The sequence below is a fragment of the Paenibacillus wynnii genome, assembly GCF_030812855.1.
GTDB lineage: Bacteria > Bacillota > Bacilli > Paenibacillales > Paenibacillaceae > Paenibacillus_AQ > Paenibacillus_AQ wynnii_A.
In genome coordinates this window covers 1-20472 of record NZ_JAUSTK010000022.1, presented here as the reverse complement: position 1 = coordinate 20472, position 20472 = coordinate 1, and the positions used below count along the sequence as shown (strand labels likewise).

Annotated in this window: 13 protein-coding genes, 15 tRNA genes and 2 rRNA genes; 8 read left to right on the top strand and 22 right to left on the bottom strand. The window is 45.4% G+C overall.

The features are described from left to right. The 3 genes from J2T20_RS18395 to J2T20_RS18385 are packed head-to-tail and all read left to right on the top strand — an operon-like array spanning window position 1 to window position 4200. Window positions 1-834, top strand: coding sequence for a carbohydrate ABC transporter permease (locus tag J2T20_RS18395; RefSeq protein ID WP_307590801.1), 834 nt, complete (start codon window positions 1-3; stop codon window positions 832-834). Between the two features lie 27 nt (window positions 835-861). Further along, on the top strand, window positions 862-2679 hold the full coding sequence (locus J2T20_RS18390; RefSeq protein WP_307590800.1) for a sensor histidine kinase: 1818 nt from the start codon (window positions 862-864) through the stop codon (window positions 2677-2679). A gap of 27 nt (window positions 2680-2706) precedes the next feature. Continuing rightward, window positions 2707-4200: a response regulator transcription factor gene (locus J2T20_RS18385; protein WP_307590799.1), complete on the top strand. Its 1494-nt coding sequence runs from the start codon at window positions 2707-2709 to the stop codon at window positions 4198-4200. A 1384-nt stretch (window positions 4201-5584) separates the two neighbouring features. Here the strand turns inward: J2T20_RS18385 and J2T20_RS18380 are convergent. Continuing rightward, window positions 5585-6802, bottom strand: a complete 1218-nt coding sequence (locus J2T20_RS18380) for a chromate transporter (RefSeq protein WP_307590798.1) — start codon at window positions 6800-6802, stop codon at window positions 5585-5587. Between the two features lie 232 nt (window positions 6803-7034). On the opposite strand from J2T20_RS18380, the gene J2T20_RS18375 reads away from it, so the two are divergent. Then, the gene (locus J2T20_RS18375; protein WP_307590797.1) at window positions 7035-7784 is read left to right on the top strand and encodes a 3'-5' exonuclease; all 750 of its coding nucleotides are present in this window, start codon (window positions 7035-7037) and stop codon (window positions 7782-7784) included. A 172-nt stretch (window positions 7785-7956) separates the two neighbouring features. Continuing rightward, complete coding sequence (locus J2T20_RS18370) at window positions 7957-8736, top strand: MerR family transcriptional regulator (RefSeq protein WP_307590848.1); 780 nt, start codon at window positions 7957-7959, stop codon at window positions 8734-8736. A gap of 60 nt (window positions 8737-8796) precedes the next feature. Here J2T20_RS18370 and rbsK read toward each other — a convergent pair whose 3' ends face one another. From rbsK to J2T20_RS18355, 3 genes are all read right to left on the bottom strand, one after another. Then, complete coding sequence (gene rbsK / locus J2T20_RS18365; protein ID WP_307590796.1) at window positions 8797-9717, bottom strand: ribokinase; 921 nt, start codon at window positions 9715-9717, stop codon at window positions 8797-8799. A gap of 45 nt (window positions 9718-9762) precedes the next feature. Further along, complete coding sequence (aroD, locus tag J2T20_RS18360; RefSeq protein ID WP_307590795.1) at window positions 9763-10527, bottom strand: type I 3-dehydroquinate dehydratase; 765 nt, start codon at window positions 10525-10527, stop codon at window positions 9763-9765. A gap of 207 nt (window positions 10528-10734) precedes the next feature. Continuing rightward, window positions 10735-11601, bottom strand: a complete 867-nt coding sequence (locus J2T20_RS18355; protein WP_307590794.1) for a copper amine oxidase N-terminal domain-containing protein — start codon at window positions 11599-11601, stop codon at window positions 10735-10737. 320 nt (window positions 11602-11921) lie between these two features. On the opposite strand from J2T20_RS18355, the gene glgP reads away from it, so the two are divergent. Beyond that, on the top strand, window positions 11922-13538 hold the full coding sequence (glgP, locus tag J2T20_RS18350) for an alpha-glucan family phosphorylase (protein WP_307590793.1): 1617 nt from the start codon (window positions 11922-11924) through the stop codon (window positions 13536-13538). A gap of 37 nt (window positions 13539-13575) precedes the next feature. Here glgP and J2T20_RS18345 read toward each other — a convergent pair whose 3' ends face one another. Further along, window positions 13576-14826, bottom strand: coding sequence for a GGDEF domain-containing protein (locus J2T20_RS18345; protein ID WP_307590792.1), 1251 nt, complete (start codon window positions 14824-14826; stop codon window positions 13576-13578). A gap of 192 nt (window positions 14827-15018) precedes the next feature. Between J2T20_RS18345 and katA the strand changes: the two genes are divergently transcribed. Both katA and J2T20_RS18335 read left to right on the top strand, forming a co-directional pair. Continuing rightward, window positions 15019-16473, top strand: a complete 1455-nt coding sequence (gene katA, locus J2T20_RS18340; protein ID WP_307590791.1) for a catalase KatA — start codon at window positions 15019-15021, stop codon at window positions 16471-16473. Window positions 16474-16649: 176 nt separating this feature from the next. Continuing rightward, window positions 16650-18437 (top strand): stalk domain-containing protein, encoded by a 1788-nt coding sequence (locus J2T20_RS18335; RefSeq protein ID WP_307590790.1) that lies wholly within the window; start codon window positions 16650-16652, stop codon window positions 18435-18437. Between the two features lie 125 nt (window positions 18438-18562). Here J2T20_RS18335 and J2T20_RS18330 read toward each other — a convergent pair. From J2T20_RS18330 to J2T20_RS18250, 17 genes are all read right to left on the bottom strand, one after another. After that, window positions 18563-18633 (bottom strand) — tRNA-Gly (locus tag J2T20_RS18330). Between the two features lie 12 nt (window positions 18634-18645). Further along, window positions 18646-18719: transfer RNA gene (locus J2T20_RS18325), tRNA-Pro, on the bottom strand. A 27-nt stretch (window positions 18720-18746) separates the two neighbouring features. Continuing rightward, window positions 18747-18823 (bottom strand) — tRNA-Arg (locus J2T20_RS18320). 10 nt (window positions 18824-18833) lie between these two features. Then, window positions 18834-18908 (bottom strand) — tRNA-Gly (locus tag J2T20_RS18315). Window positions 18909-18914: 6 nt separating this feature from the next. Further along, window positions 18915-18998, bottom strand: a tRNA-Leu gene (locus J2T20_RS18310). A gap of 16 nt (window positions 18999-19014) precedes the next feature. Next, window positions 19015-19087 (bottom strand) — tRNA-Lys (locus J2T20_RS18305). 68 nt (window positions 19088-19155) lie between these two features. After that, a tRNA-Gln gene (locus tag J2T20_RS18300) sits at window positions 19156-19230 on the bottom strand. A gap of 90 nt (window positions 19231-19320) precedes the next feature. Then, window positions 19321-19398: transfer RNA gene (locus J2T20_RS18295), tRNA-Asp, on the bottom strand. A 24-nt stretch (window positions 19399-19422) separates the two neighbouring features. Further along, window positions 19423-19499: transfer RNA gene (locus J2T20_RS18290), tRNA-Met, on the bottom strand. A 71-nt stretch (window positions 19500-19570) separates the two neighbouring features. Continuing rightward, a tRNA-Met gene (locus J2T20_RS18285) sits at window positions 19571-19647 on the bottom strand. Between the two features lie 20 nt (window positions 19648-19667). Beyond that, a tRNA-Val gene (locus J2T20_RS18280) sits at window positions 19668-19743 on the bottom strand. 6 nt (window positions 19744-19749) lie between these two features. Next, a tRNA-Glu gene (locus tag J2T20_RS18275) sits at window positions 19750-19821 on the bottom strand. A 70-nt stretch (window positions 19822-19891) separates the two neighbouring features. Then, window positions 19892-19981 (bottom strand) — tRNA-Ser (locus tag J2T20_RS18270). 4 nt (window positions 19982-19985) lie between these two features. After that, window positions 19986-20061, bottom strand: a tRNA-Asn gene (locus J2T20_RS18265). Window positions 20062-20064: 3 nt separating this feature from the next. Next, window positions 20065-20141, bottom strand: a tRNA-Ile gene (locus J2T20_RS18260). 57 nt (window positions 20142-20198) lie between these two features. After that, a 5S ribosomal RNA gene (gene rrf, locus J2T20_RS18255) occupies window positions 20199-20315 on the bottom strand. A gap of 69 nt (window positions 20316-20384) precedes the next feature. After that, window positions 20385-20472: ribosomal RNA gene (locus tag J2T20_RS18250) — 23S ribosomal RNA — on the bottom strand; the annotation flags it as partial.

Below are 20472 nucleotides of genomic sequence, written 5' to 3'. Positions count from 1 at the left end.
ATGGCACATACAAAATTCCGCTTCATTGATTTCATTAAATACTTTTCGCTGCTGATCGGCGTATTCGTAGTGCTCTTCCCTCCCTATGTAGTCATTGTCAATGCCTTTAAGTCTACGGATGAGTTTAATGCAACCAGTTCCACGGCTCTTCCGAAAAGCTTTCTAAACTTTGACAACTTTGTTGCCGTGTTTGAGCGCGGAGGTTTACTTAGCGGATTTGGTAATGTATTGTTCATTATCATAATTACATTGACCCTGAACATTCTCTTTGGGACAATGGTAGCGTACGTGCTTGGTCGCTTCTCCTTTAAGATGAAGCCGATGGTATTCGGTGCTTATCTAGTGGCTACGATTATACCGAGCATTACTACACAAGTCGCGACCTTCGGTATTATCAAGGATCTAGGCCTCTACAACACCCTGGGCGCTCCTATCGTTCTTTATATTGGTGCAGACGTTATCCAGATCATTCTATATATGCAGTTTATCCGGAATATCCCTTTTGATCTCGATGAAAATGCGATGGTTGAAGGTGCTTCCCTATTTAAAATATACCGGTCGATCATCTTTCCTCTGCTGACACCGGCTACAGCTACTTTGGTTATACTGAAGACCATCGGTATTTACAATGACATGTACATCCCTTATCTTTATATGCCCAAACAAAGTCTGGGTGTAGTTACTACCGTCCTTATGCGTTTTCAGGGGGTCAATTCAGGAGAGTGGAATCTCATCTGTGCGGCCATTCTGATCATTCTATTACCTACGGTAATCCTATACATCTTCCTCCAACGTTATATTTTTGAAGGAGTAACCAGCGGCGCAGTGAAGTAAGGCAGAATACGGAAAGGAATAACAGCTATGGTGTCATACATCCGGAGGATATTACGCAACATATGGTTATTCCTAGCCAACCTGCCTATGGAGCGGAAACTCATCGTCGTATTTGTATTTCTAGTCTCGATACCTATAACGTATGTGAGCTATCTGACTTCCCGCTCTATGGTTAATTCTGTTTTGGTCAATGCAACCGAGAGTGCTAGCCAAATGACTTCTAACGCCTCCGATACCATTGACCGTTATATTGCCGACTTAAAGCGGTATACTGCTCTTCCGCTGTATAATACGGACGTCCAGTTCTATCTGGAGCAGAAGATTACAGACTGGGATAAGAACACTAAATTGGATATGTTCCTCAGCTATCTGCATCATACAAAGGAAGAGATTCTTGCCGTTTACCTAGTGGATAGGTACGGCTCTGTTTTTTATAATAGAGATCCAGGTATTAATCAATTGTTTCCTGAGGAACAACAAATGGAATGGAAAAGTCTAACTGAAGCTGCCGGAGTGGCCCCGGTCATTCAGGGCAGACACACCATCCATGTGAACTCTAGTGAACAACGGGAAGTATTCAGCATTCTACGTACTGTAAATTCTGTGAATACCTTGAAGAAAATCGGCATTATCGCATTTGATGTGGACATTAATCTCTTTAAAGGGATTATTGATCCCGTCAACGCCGTTACTCAGGGAAATACGCTGATTGTAGATAACAAAGGTGGGCTAATCTATGATGATGCTGTCAATGGAGAACAAGCGGATAAGAAGCTGTCCCTTAACACGCAGCAACTACTGAAGAAGGCAACCCAGCCAGAGGGACATTTTCAAATGGACCTGGATGACCAGTCCTACTTGGTGGTATACACCATATCTAAGCAGACGGGTTGGACTACATTGGTTGCAATTCCAGAAGACCGTATCCTGTCACCTGTAGAGAAAAACCGGAATACGCTTCTTTTCACTACCTTAGTTATTGTAGCATTTGCACTCTTCGTAGCTACAGTAATTTCACACGCGTTGACCAAACCTCTGAAATCAATGGTCCGCCTAATGAAGCAAGTGCAGCATGGTAATCTTGATGTTTGGCTGCACCCTAAATATAACGATGAGATTGGAATGCTCGGCAGTCATTTTAACCGGATGATTATTAGGGTTAAGGATCTGCTACAGGAAGTATCCGTTACAGAGAAACGCAAACAAAAAGCGGATATGCGGGCGCTTCAGAATCAGATTAATCCCCATTTTATTTACAATACTTTAGAATCCATCCGTATGCTTGCGGAGAGCAATGATGATCCACGGGTAGCTAAGCTTACCTATCTGCTCGGGCTTCAGATGCGTTATAGTATTACCCGCAGCGACGAGACGGTTACGGTCAAACATGAATTAGAGCATGTGAAAAATTATTTTCACCTGCTGCAAATCCGGTTTCCCGACAAATTCAAGCTCGAGATTGAGGTTCCGGAAGTTTTCTTAAGTCTTCCTATGATCAAGCTGGTTTTTCAACCGATTGTTGAGAATGCAGTTTTTCATGGTTTGGATCAAAAGGAAGGTCCTGGTATGCTGATGATCTCCGCTAAGTTCGAGAGTGGTCATGCTGTATTTTGTGTGGAGGATAACGGTGTCGGAATGGATGAGAATACACTGATTTCTTTGAATAACAGCTTAATAGATGGTGCCACGGGAGAAAAATTCGGAATCGGGCTAAGAAATGTGAATGAACGAATTCGACTGCATTACGGAAGTGCGTTTGGTCTCCGTGTGGAGAGCGAACTTGGCATAGGAACCCGTGTTATCTTAAGGATTGAGGACCCTTCGACTAAGGCCGGCGAAGAATAATACATGCTTGGAAAGGGGTTAACTGTTTTGCTGCGAATTGTGATTGTAGATGACGAGGTCCTGATTCGTGAAGGTCTGGCCCGGATGATCAGTAAAGAAAGTAATAATTTTCTGATAGTTGGAACGTATCCCGATGGCAAACAAGTTCTTGATGGGATGCCGGAGCTCCATTTTGATGTTGTGATAACGGATATCCGCATGCCGCAAATCGACGGCCTGGAGCTTATAAAAAGGCTGAAAGCCAGCCACCCTCAGATTCGTTCTATTTTGATGAGCGGATTTGTTGAGTTTAATTATGCCCGGGAAGCTATTCGCAGTTCAGCTGTGGACTATTTACTAAAGCCTATCGATAAAGAGCAGCTGTTTGAATTGTTGTACCGCCTCAATGAAGAACGGAGACAACAGCTGGAGAAAGAGGCGGGGCACCGATCCGGTCTGCTGCTGTCACTGCTTCATATTGAAGAACCTTCTTCCATTCTAATGACCGGCCTTACCTTGCCCCAGCCTTATTTCACGACATTTGTTCTTAAGGAAAGCTGTCAAGAAGCGGTCTGTTTTTGTGCAGACAGTCTGCGGCAAGAGAAGGAATTTCTGTTCGACGATATAGAAGTTCATAAAGGTCTCCATGTCTTGATTTGGTATTCGGAACGGAAACTCACCTTTGATGAGATGAAGGATATAGCTGATCTAATCATGGGAGAATCCCCAGAGCATGTTCAGCATTTAGGTTCCAGTTGCTCCTATAATGATCCTTCCAAGCTAAGACAAGCCTATCTAGAAGCCAAACAGGCGTGTGATGCCGGTATCTACAGCCCTAAGACTTTCCATTACGCGAATATCCAAGAGATTAGCAAGTCTGAGGCTGTAACTACAGCTCCCTTTTCTGCTTTTAATGAGTCTCTGATTCATGACTTGCAAATTCTGAATGTAACGGGAGTAATGGATTCTGTTCATAAAATGTTTTCAGAGTTAAGAGCACAACAAGCTTATTCGGATCAAATTCTGCAGATCTGTCATCTCATTGAGGAGACTGCAAGCAAGGAGCTGCAGGAGTTCGAGGCTGTTTATAAAAGAGTAACCCACATCCGGTTGCAGGAAAACATTCAGTCCTGTACGAGCTTCAAGGAAATGGAGAACCTCTTTACCTCCGTCTTCTCGTCTGCATTGAACGAAATACGAACCAACCGCCTAGAAATGTCAGGTACAGCAGTAGAGACGGTGAAGCGCTGGATAACAGCCAACTATAATCAGCATGCGGAGCTTAATCATCTGGCAAACATGGTATTCTTGACGCCAAGTTATTTGAGCAAACTGTTCAAGCAGGAGACGGGGTTGACTCTGACTGATTACATTATTGAAATCCGAATCCGTAAAGCTAAACAGCTGCTCAAAAACTCTCCTGATCTAAAGGTTCACGAAATAGGTAGCGAAGTCGGATATCCCGATCCTGCTTATTTCAACAAACTCTTCAAGCGTGTAGTAGGTGTGACACCGAATGAATACAAGCGAATTTCTATCTAGCCTTGTACTAACAACTACAGTTCCCCTATCAGGAATCTCAGCTTCTCCAGAAATGATGTAAACTCTGTTAAGGCACTCTCTTGATTAGAAGAGGGTGTCTTTTTATTTAAATTCTCCTCTTTCTGGAGCTACGGACACCAAAGCCCTTATTTGCTTCAAAAAGGTTACATTTGGAGAATAACGGACTCCGTTAGCGGATTGCACCATCCGAGGCGATTCAATTGCACTTTACATCTCATTTAGCCGAATCCACTATCCGAGGGCGATTCAATAGCACTTTTACATCTCATTTGGCGAATGCACCATCTGAGGGCGATTCAATTGCACTTTTACATCTCATTTAGCAGAATGCACCCTCTGAGGGCGATTCAATTGCACTTTTACAGCTCATTTAGCGGAATGCACCATCTGAGGGCGATTCAATTGCACTTTTACATCTCATTTGGCGGAATGCACCCTCTGAGGGCGATTCAATTGCACTTTTACATCTCATTCCCACTAATTCCTGCACTTTCTACAACATTTCAGCTCTTAACACACCCGATTCCCACTAATTCCTGCAGTTTATACAACATTTCAGCTCTTAACACACCCGATTCCCACCGATTCCTGCACTTTCTACAACATTTCAGCTCCTAACACACCCGATTCCCACTAATTCCTGCACTTTCTACAACATTTCAGCTCTTGACACACCCGATTCCCACTAATTCCTGCACTTTCTACAACATTTCAGCTCTTGACACACCCGATTCCCACCGATTCCTGCACTTTTACATCTCATTTAGCGGAATGCACCATCTGAGGGCGATTCAATTGCACTTTTACATCTCATTTAGCGGAATGCACCATCCGAGGGCAATTTAATTGCACTTTTACATCTCATTTAGCAGAATCCACTATCCGAGGGCGATTCAATTGCACTTTTACATCTCATTTAGCGGAATGCACCATCTGAGGGCGATTCAATTGCACTTTTACATCTCATTTAGCCGAATCCGCTATCCGAGGGCGATTCAATTGCACTTTTACATCTCATTTAGCCGAATCCGCTATCCGAGGGCGATTCAATTGCACTTTTACATCTCATTTAGCGGAATGCACCATCTAAGGGCGATTGACGGAATTCATTTTTATAACGTTGACGCTCAACCGCAGGTACTACATCTTCTAGAGTCTATTCTATTATCCTGGGTTGCATTTACCGTGTCCACTTATTAGTCAAGTCCCTCCAATGACGCTATTGTTCGCTTTCCTCCTCATAAGGCTAGATCCAAGCTAACCTCATTTTTGCTATACACCCGTTTGGTGCTAAGCCCCATTTTGTCGGCTACATAGTCAAGCACTGATTTTGCGGTTGATCCGGAAATATCCTGTTATTTGCTTAAATAAAACCAAGCACCAACCCTCCGGCAGCTCCCGTTAGAACAATCATCCAAGGGGGCAGCTTCCAAAACACAAGCATGGTAAACAATAAAACAGCTAATACAAAATCCATAGGTTGCAGAATGGCCGTAGTCCAAAGGGGATCATATAGAGCCGCCAGCAAGATTCCAACGACAGCCGCATTTACACCCATCAATGCACCTTGGATCTTCGGATTATTTCTTAAGCCGTTCCAAAAAGGCAACACCCCAACGACAAGAAGAAAGGCCGGCAGGAAAATGGCTAAGACAGCAATGATGGCCCCGGGCACGCCTCCCGCCATAGCTCCAAGATAACCCGCAAATGTAAAAAGAGGACCTGGGACAGCCTGAGTGGCTCCATACCCTGCCAAAAAATTCGCCTGTGTAACCCAGCCCGCAGGAACCACTTCCTGCTGCAAAAGCGGCAGCACAACGTGCCCCCCGCCAAAAACCAAGGATCCTGAACGGTAAAAGCTGTCAATCATCGACAAGCCTTTGCTGTCCCCCCACTGTCTGAATAACGGCAGCAATAGAATCAGAGCGAAGAATAAAGTAAGGCACACCACACCAAACGTTCTGCTTATCTTAATGGGCAAGCTCTGCGTACCCTCTATAGCTTTTTTGCGATACAACCCTAAACCAATACCTCCAGCGGCAAGAATAATAATGACCTGACTGTAAGCCGTTTGCCAAGACAAAGTGATTGCCATGGCAATAACCGCTAGGGTGACCCGAACAGGGTCCGGAGTAAGTTTCTGCCCCATACCCCAGATGGCATGAGCTACAATTGCTACAGCTACGATTTTCAATCCATGGATCCAGCCTGCATGTCCAATATCGAAGCCTTGAAGAAGATACGCAAAAGCCACTAAAGCTATGACAGAAGGTAACGTAAAGCCTAACCATGCAACGATGCCGCCCAGCAGTCCAGCTCTTACGACTCCGATACCAATCCCAACCTGACTACTTGCAGGACCGGGAAGGAACTGACAGAGGGCAACCAGATCGGCGTAGCTTCGTTCATCCATCCATTTACGCCGCCGAATATACTCGTCATGGAAATAACCAAGGTGCGCAATGGGCCCTCCGAAAGAGGTTAATCCGAGTTTTGTAGAGACACCCCATACCTCAATAAGTGCCGATAACTTCCCCTTGCCGATGCCCGGTGTTACTTCTGCTTGTGGGTCCGTTTCCATACAGGTAGGTTACTCCTTTTCTAATAACATGAATTTCAATTTAGTTTAAGCTGTCCCTTCGGTTTAATTCAACCCTTTTACGAAAACTTTACAAACGAAGGATACAATCTTAGCAAGCATCACATACTTGATTTACTTCCTTATTCCCCGTTGTCCCGCTTTTTTTGTTAAAATAGAGTTGTCGGCGCAAGCACGTGTTACGCGTCAGTCACGGAAACGGAGGCAAGTACCTGTGGATTATATTATTCTGGACATCGAATTCAACGGCCGTAAGTTTGCCAGCGACCACCCTATGGAGGTCATTGAGATTGGAGCCGTCCGGTTAGACTCTTCATTGCAGTATAAGGATGAATTCTCTTCCTTGATCAAACCCATATATTTCTCGACCCTGAATTCCTTTATTAAGAAAAAGACCGGTATTCCCCAAGAGGAGATCGACGTAGCCGATCGCTTCCCCAAGGTTATCACCGATTTTAGAGAATGGCTCGACCTAAGCACAGATGGAGTTCTACTGCTTACATGGGGCGGCGAGGATATGAAGCGGATTATACAGGATGTCCGTATACACAAAATGGATGTTTCCTACTGGCTGGCTGCTCCTTATTTCGACCTGCTGAAGGGCGTTCTGCGGGCTCGCGGCCTTAGTAACGATATTAGTGTAGAGGGCGCAATGGCATTGTTTGAGCTTGATCCTTCAGGCTCTGCACACCGTGCACTGGATGATGCGCGGATGACCTCAGAGATTTTCCGGGCGGTCTTCAACGAACTGGACTTTGAACGGATACAGCATTACAAGGATACCTTCTCCAATGCCAGAGAACGCAAAACGGTGAAGATCGCTATCAAAGCCATCACAGCTCAAAAAATTGTTCCTACCTGGGATCTTGTGGCTGAGCATTATTTCCCGGAAAAGGTGTTGGCTGATCCCCGCAAGCTAGCAGAGCTGCAGGATTATTTTGCGGCACAGGTTAATAAGGGCTAATCTCCATCCTACTTCTGATTCTCCAAAATAACAGCGGCAGTCTCCCTAGAGCTTCATCCGATAGGGAACTGGCGCTGTTTTACATACGGATCTACTTTTTCAAAATAAGGGTTTGACATTGCCGTTACGTAAAGGAGTACAGTTAATTTGTAAGCACAAGCTGACAACAGATCTGGGGGGTGGTACTACGGAATACACCGTGCAAAAGCTGGGAACGCTGGCAGGGATAAGCACTCGAACACTGCGTTACTACGATGAGTTTGGAATTCTTAAGCCGGCAAGAATCAACTCATCCGGTTACCGAATTTATGGGCAGGCCGAGGTAGACCGACTTCAGCAGATTCTTTTTTACCGTGAGCTTGGCTTAAGTCTAGAGAGCATCAAGGACATTGTAACCGCACCTTCATTTGATGGGGCTAAAGCATTGCAGGAACACCACGACAAGCTGTTGGAGAAAAGAAAACAACTAAACCTGTTAATCGCCAACGTCGAAAAAACACTGGCATCTACAGAAGGGAGAATAACAATGAGTGATAAAGAAAAATTCGAGGGTTTCAAGCAAAAGCTGATTGATGACAATGAGGAAAAATATGGACAAGAAATACGTGAGAAATACGGCGATAGCGCTATAGATCAATCGAATCAAAAAGTGAAAAACATGACGGAAGAACAACATGCGGATATCCAAAGGCTGGAGGAGGAGATGTTTGAATCGTTAGTTGATGCCATGGAAGGAGGCGACCCGGCAAGTGTATTGGCACAAAAAGCAGCCGACCTGCACCGTCAATGCTTATCCTTCTACTGGGGCACGTATTCCAAGGAAGCTCATGCCGGAGTTGCACAGATGTATGTAGACGATGAACGGTTTACCGCGTATTACGACAAGCGGCAGCCCGGCCTTGCAGCTTTCCTCAGAGATGCTGTGCATCATTATACGGGGACGGAAAAGTAATTAACTAAGTTAAAAAAAGAAATCGCTCTCTAATAGGAGCGACTTCTTTTTACATTCAAATCACAACGTATTATTTCCGAACATCGTTACTTCCTCTAGGCTAGGCATACCTGCTTGGGCCCCAAATCGGGTAACGGCTAATGCAGATACCTTAGCTGCGAATGCAACGGATTGCTCCAAGCTGTTCCCTAATGCCAGCGAATAGGCTAATCCCGCATTGAACGAATCTCCTGCACCGGTAGTATCAATAACTGGAACTTTATAACCGGATACCTTTTGAAGAGTGCTCTTCTCTTCCAGAAAAGCTGATCCCTCTTCCCCAAGGGTTGTCACTACATTACTTCCCAGTTGTGCTAGAGTTCTCATTGCAGCTTCCAGCGCTTTGCCTTCGGTGTTCATCCCCGTAAGTAAACTTAGTTCTGACCGGTTAGGCGTAATGTAATCCACATTTCTCAGCAGATCCTCAGGTAAAGCCTGTGCAGGTGCAGGATTCAAAATGATTGTCTTGCCCATGGCTTTGGCTTTTGTTACCGCGTGACGCACCATTTCAAGTGGAATCTCCAGCTGCAGAAGAACGATATCTGCTTCCTGAATAATGTCATCATATTTGTCGATATCCTCAGGCAGCAGCTTGTAATTAGCACCCGGTACAACCACAATGCTATTATCGCCGCCAGTGATAAAGATAGAAGCTACTCCCGTGGAGCTGCCCTCAACGACTTTAACGGAACCTCTGTGGATCTTATCGGTATCCAAGGCCAGCAGGAGATCTTGACCAAAGCTGTCTGCTCCGACTGCGCCGATCATTGTCGTTCTAGCTCCCAGTCTAGCAGCCGCTACCGCTTGATTCGCACCCTTACCGCCCGGTATGAACCGAGCATTATGTCCTAGAATGGTTTCTCCCAGCTGTGGGGATCTATCTGCTTCTATGACAATATCCATATTTAAACTGCCGATTACAACTATATGAGGTGTCTTCATCTCATCCCTCCTCCTTGTTGAGTCTCTTGATAAGGCGGAAAGTTCTTATAGATTTCGATGTAACAAGGACAGCATATCCCTCATCTCAGCGACGGCCACCTGGCCCGGTGCTGAGACTTTATGAGCCGCGCCGAAAGTCAGGGCCGAACCGAATATTTCCCCCGTAAGACGGCTGATTACGCCTGTCCCCGCCATAGACATCGTTATAATCGGACGGTCTGCATATTGTTCCTTCATGATATAGGTGGCTTCCAGCAGAGTCAGCACATCCCCCGGATGGTTTGGCATCACCGCAATTTTGGGAAGATCTCCCCCAAGCTCCTGAGCTCTTCGCAGGCGTGATACGATTTCCTCCTTGGGAGGGGTTCCATGAAAGTCATGGTTAGATATAATTACGAACACATGCTTGGCATGTGCGGCTGCAATGATTTCTTTGACATCCGCTTCATCATTAAATAATTCAACGTCAATCATATCGACTAGACCGCTTTCGACGGCCATCTTATTCAGCGTGATATAATATTCTGTGCTAATTCCCTTCTGACCGCCTTCTTTGGCACTGCGGAAGGTGAAGATGAGCGGCAGGTCTGGAATGACAGAATGGATTTCTAATAGTGCTTCCTTAACGGCTTCAATATCCTCTACTTGCTCAAAGAAATCTGTCCTCCATTCGACCAGATCGGGAGATAGCGATTTCAGCGACTCCGCCTCCTGCTTCAATTCCAATACGGTGGCCCCCATAATCGGCACACAAATCTTCGGTGTACCCTCACCGATGATTACATTTTTCACGGTTACTGTACGGCTCATATTACAGCTCCTTATTTCTTTAAGTGATATCTGCTACACGCCTCGGTTGCTTAATTGCTCATAATCTCTATCTTATTGGCTTTGACCCGTTTAATCAACCAACCGTTTCACCCATCCTGAAATAATAAAGGACACGGCAGCTATGCCGTGTCCCTTCTAACTAACCTTTATACTTCTACAATTCTTAGTATACCTCAGTTTATAACCCTACTCTTCGTAGATTACAACCGTTTGGGATTCCGGCTCCCACTTCACAGTAGCCTTCAGGGCTTCACTCACGAAGCGAACAGGTACAACTGTGCTGCCTTTTACAATGGATGCGGGTACTTGCAGCGCGACAGGTTGACCGTTGACGTATGCGGTCTTTTTATCAATAATGAGCTTCACAGTAACTCCATCGCGGGTTACGGTAACGGAGCGTTCTTTCTGATTCCAGACCACCTCTGCTTGTAATGCCTCAGAAATAGCACGGAACGGCACTAATGTGCTTCCGGATGTTAGAATAGGAGCAACTTCCGAAGAGGACTCTACACCGTTAACGAATAGCTTCACACCTCTTTTACCGCTTTTTTCGTACAGCTTGCCCAGCTTCTTATAGGAATCCAGGTTTTTGACATTGGCTAGAATAGCTTCTTTTTCCACATAAACCGCATCGGTTACGCTACCTTTTTGGGCCAGAATGTCGGCAAGTGCTGATAACGCCGCATCCTTTTCCTTAATCGCTTCAAGCTGAGCTTTCATTTCAGGAGTAAGCTGAGTATTATACTTGGTCAGCAAAAGGTCGGCAATAACGGCACCGGCCGGCTTGTCCTTAACATTTTCGATCGCATTGAGAAGTCCCTTATATCCATTGTGTCCGTTAGTTCCATACGTAGCGTATGTAGCGGAAGTCACGGTTGCTTTGTCTTTTACCACTTTGTCGTTAGTTTTTGTTGGTGCAGTAACAGGCTTAGTTTCTGTGGCACCCTGCTTATTTCCGTTTCCATTCCCATTTGGGGATTTAGCCAAAGCAGCACCCGACGTCAGGCTAACTGCCAAAACGCAGCTAACAAGAATCATGTAGCTTTTTTTCATGTGTTCTGTACCTCCCAGGTTGTTGTATGTAACTTTATTATTTTCGGTTACATGCTTTGGCTTTGTTATAGAAGACGCATTATTTGGGAAATATAGCTCGGGGCAAGAATTGGAACGCTACTTCAGCACTAGACAAACAGACCTACTTTAAAAAGGATTCAAAAACTTCGATATGCTTTTCCGCTTCATGTGTGCTAGAATATATGTGCAATCGCTTTCAGCAAGTCCTATTATGTATTTTTGAGCAAACGTTTGCACCTAAGATAATGCCGACAGATTTACCTTTATTAAATCTAATTCGTTATTAGGAGGCTTATCAAGTGAACGAGACCAAATTACCAACAGTGGCTTATTTCAGTATGGAGTATGGACTGCATTCCGATTTTAAAATGTACGCCGGGGGTCTGGGGATTCTGGCAGGTGATTACATCAAGGGCGCCAAGGATATTGATGCACCGATCATCCCTATCGGTTTGAAGTGGAAGCAAGGTTATACCGATCAAAAGATTGATGCAGAAGGCCGTCCATACGACTCCTATCATAATTATGTATACGATTTTCTGGAAGACACAGGAGTACGGGTTACAGTAAAAGTCAGAAAGATCGATGTGATCTGTAAGGTGTGGAAAACGGAGCAATTCGGCAACAAACCGTTATATTTGCTGGATACAGACATTCCAGAGAATAGCGATGCCTGGATTACCGGTCAGTTATACGGCTGGTTCGGCGAGGAACGGATCGCACAGGAAATTGTCCTTGGTATCGGCGGTGTAAAAGCAATGCGGGCCTTGGATATACCTATTGATGTATATCATTTCAACGAAGGTCATGCTGCTCTGGCGGCTATTGAATTAATTCGTGAAAAGATGTCCGGGGGCCATACGTTTGAGGAAGCATGGAAAGCGACACGGGAAGAAGTCGTATTCACTACCCACACTCCCATTATGGAGGGGAATGAGGCCCATCCTCTGGACCGTCTAGAATATATGGGCGCTTTCAACGGGTTATCCCGCGAGCAAATGGAACGCATTGGCGGCGAGCCGTTCAATATGACCGTTGCCGGACTACGTCTGTCGCGTATTTCCAACGCTGTAGCTCAACTGCATGCCGTGACCGCAAGGAAAATGTGGAAGGAAGTCGCCGGCAGATCCGAAATTATCGGGATCACCAATGCTATTCATACCCCTACCTGGGTGGATGAACGTATAACTCAAACCTTCGAAGAGGGTGGAGATCTGTGGGCTACACATACAGAGATCAAGGGTGAGTTAATTGAATTCATCAAAGATCGGTCTGGGATTTCCTTGAATCCTGACAATCTCCTGATTGGCTTCTCACGCAGAGCTGCACCTTACAAACGAAGTGACCTGATCTTCTCGCAGCCGGATATTATCGAGCCGTATCTGGAAAGTGGTAAGATCCAGATCGTCTTCTCCGGCAAGGCTCATCCACTCGATGATAATGGCAAGAAGATTGTCAGCAACCTGGTAGCTATGATGAAAAAATATCCGAAAAGCGTCGTCTTCTTGGAGAATTACGATATGACTATTGGGGCACAGCTGACCCGCGGCTCTGATATTTGGCTAAACAATCCGCGTCGTCCGTTGGAAGCCAGCGGGACCTCCGGCATGAAAGCAGCAATGAATGGTGTGCTCAACTGTTCTATTCTGGACGGATGGTGGCCAGAAGCGTGTATAGATGGTGAGAATGGCTGGCAAATTGGAGACGGCTTCGAAACCACTGACTTCAAAGTCCTAGATCAGCATGATAGTGATGCGCTATACGACACTCTTCTGAACCGTGTACTTCCAACCTATTATGACCAACGTGATCAGTGGGTTGAAATGATGAAGAAAAGTATCGAAACCACACGAATTGAATTTGCGACAGAACGTATGCTAGATGAGTATTACAACAGAATGTATATTAAAAAATAACTTATCATCACAAAAACTAATCCCAATCCCACTCTGATCATAGGGTGGGATTGATTAAGTTCGGACTACTTCTCACGCAATTACGTCCCTCTGATTTAGCCACATATAACGATTCATCTGATAAGCGCATCAGATCTGTAAATTGTCTGCTGTTCTTTATGATCCCCGTTGCCGTTCCGAGACTTACCGAAACATAGTCGTTGATAGCAGAATATTCATGTCTGATGGCCATCTCATTTATTCTTCTTCTGATATTCTCCGCCAGCCGGGCAATTTCGTTCTCCTTAGTGTTGCAGGCTACAAACAGGAACTCCTCTCCACCTATCCGGCAAGCCAAATCTGTAGAGTGTCTGACAGCCATATTGATTTCCTGCCCGATGGCTTTGATGACCCGATCTCCTTCTACATGCCCATAATTATCATTAAAGGGTTTAAAATAATCGATATCCACCATAATGAGCGAAACCGGGTTGTGGAGCTCTTGCTCCTCTAGCAGCAGCCTCTCTATCCTCTGATAAAGAGCCCTGCGATTGGGTATGCCTGTAAGCTCATCTACAAAGGATAATCTCATTAACTCCTCGTTCACACTGGTAAGCTGCCTATGCACCCTCTTATTCTCTTCAATCTCCTCCTGCAATCTTTCGTTACTCTTACTGAGGAGTACCTTTCTATATAGACTTTCAAAGAACGTAATATACAAAATTCTTGTAGCCACCCACGAAAAAAATAAAAAAATACTAATGTTAACATAATGGCCTATTAATACATTGGTCGAGGTCTGATAAAAAGGTAATCCAATAAACAACACAAGGGTCGAGAGTATGTACGGAATGAGCAGGAGCCTATTTCTAAAATAAAAAACTACCGAGAGACTGATAACATTAACCACAAAGGCCATAAGCTGGCCATATAATCTTTGATCTACCAAAGTGATAATACTGCCCCATAACATGAACACTACGGCATATATAACAAAAAGCGTCTCGTAACAGATAATCTTTTGCTGGACCGGTCCCTTCCACTTCTCATAACGTTTAGCTACGATTAACACGCCTATATTAAGGATGATCATCAGCATATACATCATGAAATAAAAGCTAAAATGAAAGCTGCCATGGATATTGGAGACAGAAGCACCTAGATCTACAACCGCCAAAACAGTCTCTATTCCAATAATTACTTTAGCGAATAATGTACTTCTCCGCACATTCTCGTCCAGCATTAACTCCCGTATGAATGAATATTCCTCCGATGTAAATTCATAGGGCATATGTATTAGTCTTCGCATCACGATCTCCATCTCTCGACTTGTAATATATCCACAATATATGATCAGGAAACATAGCACAATTTATATTTTTTAATCCTATAGAGTTGCTTATTTAAAATTATTATAAAAAAGGATTGCAATTTCAATGAGAATTGTTATCATAGTATTTATACTTAATCTAAAATCAAATCCTAAGAGGTGATCCTATTTATGAGTTCCAACAACAACCTTACAACGAGCTGGGGTGCTCCTGTAGGCGATAATCAAAATTCCATGACAGCAGGTTCCCGTGGCCCAACTTTAATACAAGATGTTCATTTACTTGAGAAATTGGCGCATTTTAACAGAGAGCGTGTCCCGGAACGTGTTGTCCATGCTAAGGGTGCTGGAGCCCATGGATATTTTGAGGTAACCAATGATCTATCCCAATATACCAAGGCGAGCTTTTTATCCGAATTAGGAAAACGTACACCCATGTTCATTCGTTTCTCTACAGTTGCCGGCGAGCTGGGCTCTGCTGATACGGTGCGTGATCCACGCGGCTTTGCCGTTAAATTCTATACAGAGGAAGGAAATTATGACCTTGTAGGGAATAATACACCGGTCTTTTTTATTCGTGATGCCATCAAATTCCCCGACTTTATTCATACACAGAAACGTCATCCTCAGACCCACCTGAAGAATCCGAATGCCGTCTGGGACTTCTGGTCTCTATCTCCTGAGTCTCTGCACCAGGTATCTATACTAATGTCAGACCGTGGAATACCGGCTACACTGAGACATATGCACGGCTTCGGAAGCCACACGTTTAAATGGGTAAATGCGGAGGGTGGCGCAGTCTGGGTAAAATATCATTTCAAAACAGAACAGGGCGTACAGAATTTAGATGTGGATTTGGCTCCTAAAATAGCCGGGGAAAACCCGGATTATCATACTGAGGATTTGTTCAACGCAATTGATAAAGGAGACTTTCCAGCCTGGAGATTGCATGTGCAAATTATGCCGATCGAAGACGCAACTACGTATCGTTTTGATCCGTTTGATGTTACAAAGGTATGGTCGCAGAAGGATTACCCTCTAATTGAAGTGGGGCGCATGGTGCTCGACCGTAATCCGGAGAACTATTTTGCAGAAGTCGAACAGGCTACCTTCTCTCCTGGCTCTTTCGTACCGGGAATTGAAGCCTCTCCTGATAAAATGCTGCAAGGCCGCCTGTTTGCCTACTCCGACGCCCATCGCTACCGTGTAGGTGCCAATCATAACAGTCTGCCCATTAATCAACCCAAGGCAGAAGTGAAGAACTATCAAAGGGACGGCTCCATGACTAACGGCAATAACGGTGGCGGTTCCGTTTATTACGAGCCTAACAGCTACGGCGGACCGACAGAATCTCCGCAACATAAATCTCTTCCCTTTGAAGTATCCGGCTTAGCAGACAGCGTTGCCTATGATCATAACGATCATTACACACAGCCTGGTGACTTATACCGTCTGCTCAGTGAAGAGGAGCGTTTACGGCTAGTGCACAATATCGTGGGTGCCATGGCTCCCGTCGACAGAGATGATATCAAAATTCGCCAAATCGGGCATTTCTTCAAAGCCGATCCGGAGTTCGGGCGACGTATCGCCGCCGGGCTTGGTTTACCTGCTCCGCAGGAAGTATAAAGGGAAAACCGACCATACAGTTGAATCTAGTATGTTATAGCTAAAGGGGTGTTCCACGCCATGTAATGGCCGCTGGGACGCCCCTTAACCTTGACCATAATTGCAACTTTTTGGAAATCATAGCGTCTATATTGAAAATAACCATCCCTATTACACTTTATTAAGGAGGTACCATAGTGGTCCAATTTAGAAAAGCACGAAGATGGATTACTCTAACACTTGCAGCTCTTTTACTCATAAGCTCCTTGTCTCTTACCTCATCAATAGAAGTACATGCAGCACAACCGGGCAGCAATACTGAGCGTGTCGTGTTGGATCCGGGTTACGGCTACCGGAGTATCTGGGAACCGCTAGCTAATCAGTTGTATACTCAAAGTCCGGTCATCTCTTATTTACCTACTCGCTTACCCGACTCGGACTGGCAGTATTTCGCAATATCGAGCAAGCTGCTGGAGGATGGTTATAAGATTGAGGTATTTAAGAGTACACTTCTACCCTCTAAAAACAGTACGCTGCCGTCCACATCCAATACTCCCAGTACTCCACCTGACTCCAAGCACGCTCTTTTTCAAATCTCAGCCGGTAACGCCCAAACGATGGCAACATCCGATATTTTTTTGCACCAAAAAGACAAATGGAGCTTCTATGCCGATCAGGCAGCTGGCGGTAAAGTGACCCAGAAACAGAAGCTCACTAAAGCCTTTACTAATGCAACCAAATTCAGCATCCCATTTCCCGGGACAGACGGTATTGTGACAGTGACCGGATCCGGTGCAGACAGAGCTTATTCCGCTTATTGGACTTTTGATCATAAGGTAGGCTATACGTTTGAGAGCAGGACTTCTCTTTCTGATTTCATTTCTATGCTCTACAGCTTCAGGCCCGTTATTAATCTGCTCAAGAGCGCCGATGTGGTACTGCTTCCCATTGAAGATGAGCTTACACTGGGAATCGGACGTTCACAAGCCTTTCAGTCTCGAGAGAACGAATTTATTTCGCTCAGTACGTCGCCTACAGTCATTGACGGATCAGTATATCTACCTCTCAAGGATATCGTCCAATTTATCAAAGGACAGATGCAATATGTTGCACAAGAAAATGCTGTCTACTTCTCTGAGAACGGCTATTATAATACACTTAGACTCCAATTAAAGACTGGGGAAGTCTATAGAAAAAACACTAAGATTGCTCAAATTTCGGTTAAGAAAAAGAGTGGTTCAACACTTGTTCCGCTAAGCTTCTTACGGGATCAATTTGGCCTGAAGCTTAGTTATAATGCAACTTCTAAAAAAGTGACCTTATTATATAAGAGTTGGTTTACGAATTCTCGGATTCCGGAAAAGGCAGTGAAAGCAGAAGCAACTCTTAACGTTCTCACTACCGTGGGGCCTTCTTTCAACTATGAGAATAGCCGATTAGGGTCTTCCGGTTCATGGGGATATATTGAACACAAACCCCCTCAGGGGTATAACGGGTCCAAATATACCATAGAGCAGGTAACCATTCCTCTTTTACCTGGGTCTAACGAATTCGTATACCGTGATAATTCCAACGGAAGAGTAATTAACTCCATTCCTATAACGGCAGATATATCACCTGCGGATATCCCATTTAATTATAGTGGGTACGTATTATACGAATCACTGCAGATGAAGCTGAAGTTGACCTCTAAAGATGGGCAAGCCTGGCCGGCCGGTTATGCTGAGAGCTCGTCTTATGTGGATATTAACGGTAGTATTCAATCCGGCGGCTTCAACTTCCCCTCCCTGCGATTAACATACCGCAAGACGGGCAGCATCGAAAGCAAGCCTGTATCATTTCCGATAACTAAGGATGGTTTCTCCTATCGGTTTAAGCCCAGTGAAGGCCCAGGAACCTATCTGGTTACGCTCTATAATCCACCTGGCTCCATACCCAAAGCAGATTTGGCTGCAATAGTGACATTCACCGTAGTAATTCAGTAGAGAATAAAGGGCAGTCTAACTCATGGAGATCATGATTAGACTGCTCTCTTTCGTTAATAATCAAAAAAGAGCCGCGTAATCCGCAGCTCCCAGATGATGTATTCTATGATGTTGGTCTATCAGTAAGCGGGTGATGGGAATCGAACCCACGCTATTAGCTTGGAAGGCTAAAGTTCTACCATTGAACTACACCCGCATAAATGTAAAATCGGGACGACACGATTTGAACATGCGACCCCCTGGTCCCAAACCAGGTGCTCTACCAAGCTGAGCTACGTCCCGACAATATAAATGGGTTAAGAATATAAATGGCGCGCCCTGAGAGATTCGAACTCCCGACCTTTTGATTCGTAGTCAAACGCTCTATCCAGCTGAGCTAAGGGCGCAAAATCTATATGGAGCGGACGACGGGAATCGAACCCGCGACCCTCGCCTTGGCAAGGCGATGCTCTACCGCTGAGCCACGTCCGCAAAATATGGTGCGCGTGAAGGGACTTGAACCCCCACGTCGTGAAACGCCAGATCCTAAGTCTGGTGCGTCTGCCATTCCGCCACACGCGCACGATACTAATAAAAGTGAGCCATGAAGGACTCGAACCTTCGACACCCTGATTAAAAGTCAGGTGCTCTACCAACTGAGCTAATGGCTCGCATATAAGAGGCGTCCGAGAGTTACTCGGATTACCTTTGAAGCTTAACTTCACATCATAGGGTGAAGTGGCTGGGGATATAGGATTTGAACCTATGCATGACGGAGTCAAAGTCCGTTGCCTTACCGCTTGGCTAATCCCCAATACTAATTAACGAAATGGCGGAACTGACTGGATACTCCCATGCTCCAAGGAACCCAACTTTCTAGTTCTCATCCCTGTCGAAAAATAAATGGCGGAACCGACGGGATTCGAACCCGCGATCTCCTGCGTGACAGGCAGGCATGTTAGGCCAACTACACCACGGTTCCATGATATATTGCATAAGTAAGAATTGGTTGCGGGGGCAGGATTTGAACCTGCGGCCTTCGGGTTATGAGCCCGACGAGCTACCGGGCTGCTCCACCCCGCGTCAGAAATTAATATGCTTGTTTACACTATACCATATTACCATTACCCAAGAAAATATGGCATAAAGAAAATTGGTTGCGGGGGCAGGATTTGAACCTGCGGCCTTCGGGTTATGAGCCCGACGAGCTACCGGGCTGCTCCACCCCGCGTCATAAGCAATATACAATTATGGTGGAGGCTGAGGGGTTCGAACCCCCGACCCTCTGCTTGTAAGGCAGATGCTCTCCCAGCTGAGCTAAGCCTCCATGATATGACCCGTATGGGATTCGAACCCATGTTACCTCCGTGAAAGGGAGGTGTCTTAACCCCTTGACCAACGGGCCAAACTACTAAGAAAATAATATTGCGATGAACCTCTGAGGGTTCTCATCCCTTGCTAAGGAAGTAATGCAACGGAGAGAGAGGGATTCGAACCCTCGAGACGCTTGTGGCGCCTACACGATTTCCAATCGTGCTCCTTCGGCCAAACTCGGACACCTCTCCATAGTGGCTCCCCGAACAGGGCTCGAACCTGTGACAACTCGATTAACAGTCGAGTGCTCTACCAACTGAGCTATCAGGGAAAATGGTGGGCCCTAGTGGACTCGAACCACCGACCTCACCCTTATCAGGGGTGCGCTCTAACCAGCTGAGCTAAGGGCCCTTCTAACGTATATAAATGTTATGAGCAAAAAAAATACCACAGTCATTGTGGTTATTCGCTTGGCGGCGTCCTACTCTCCCAGGACCCTTCGGTCCAAGTACCATCGGCGCTGGAGGTCTTAACGGTCGTGTTCGGGATGGGTACGTGTGGAACCCCTCCGCTATCGCCACCAAACGAATTACATAGAATATATCAGGCTTGATGCCTGAAAACTGGATCCGAAACGAATCTGCGTCTAGATATTTGGATAAGCCCTCGACCGATTAGTATTGGTCAGCTCCATGCATTGCTGCACTTCCACCTCCAACCTATCTACCTCGTCGTCTTCAAG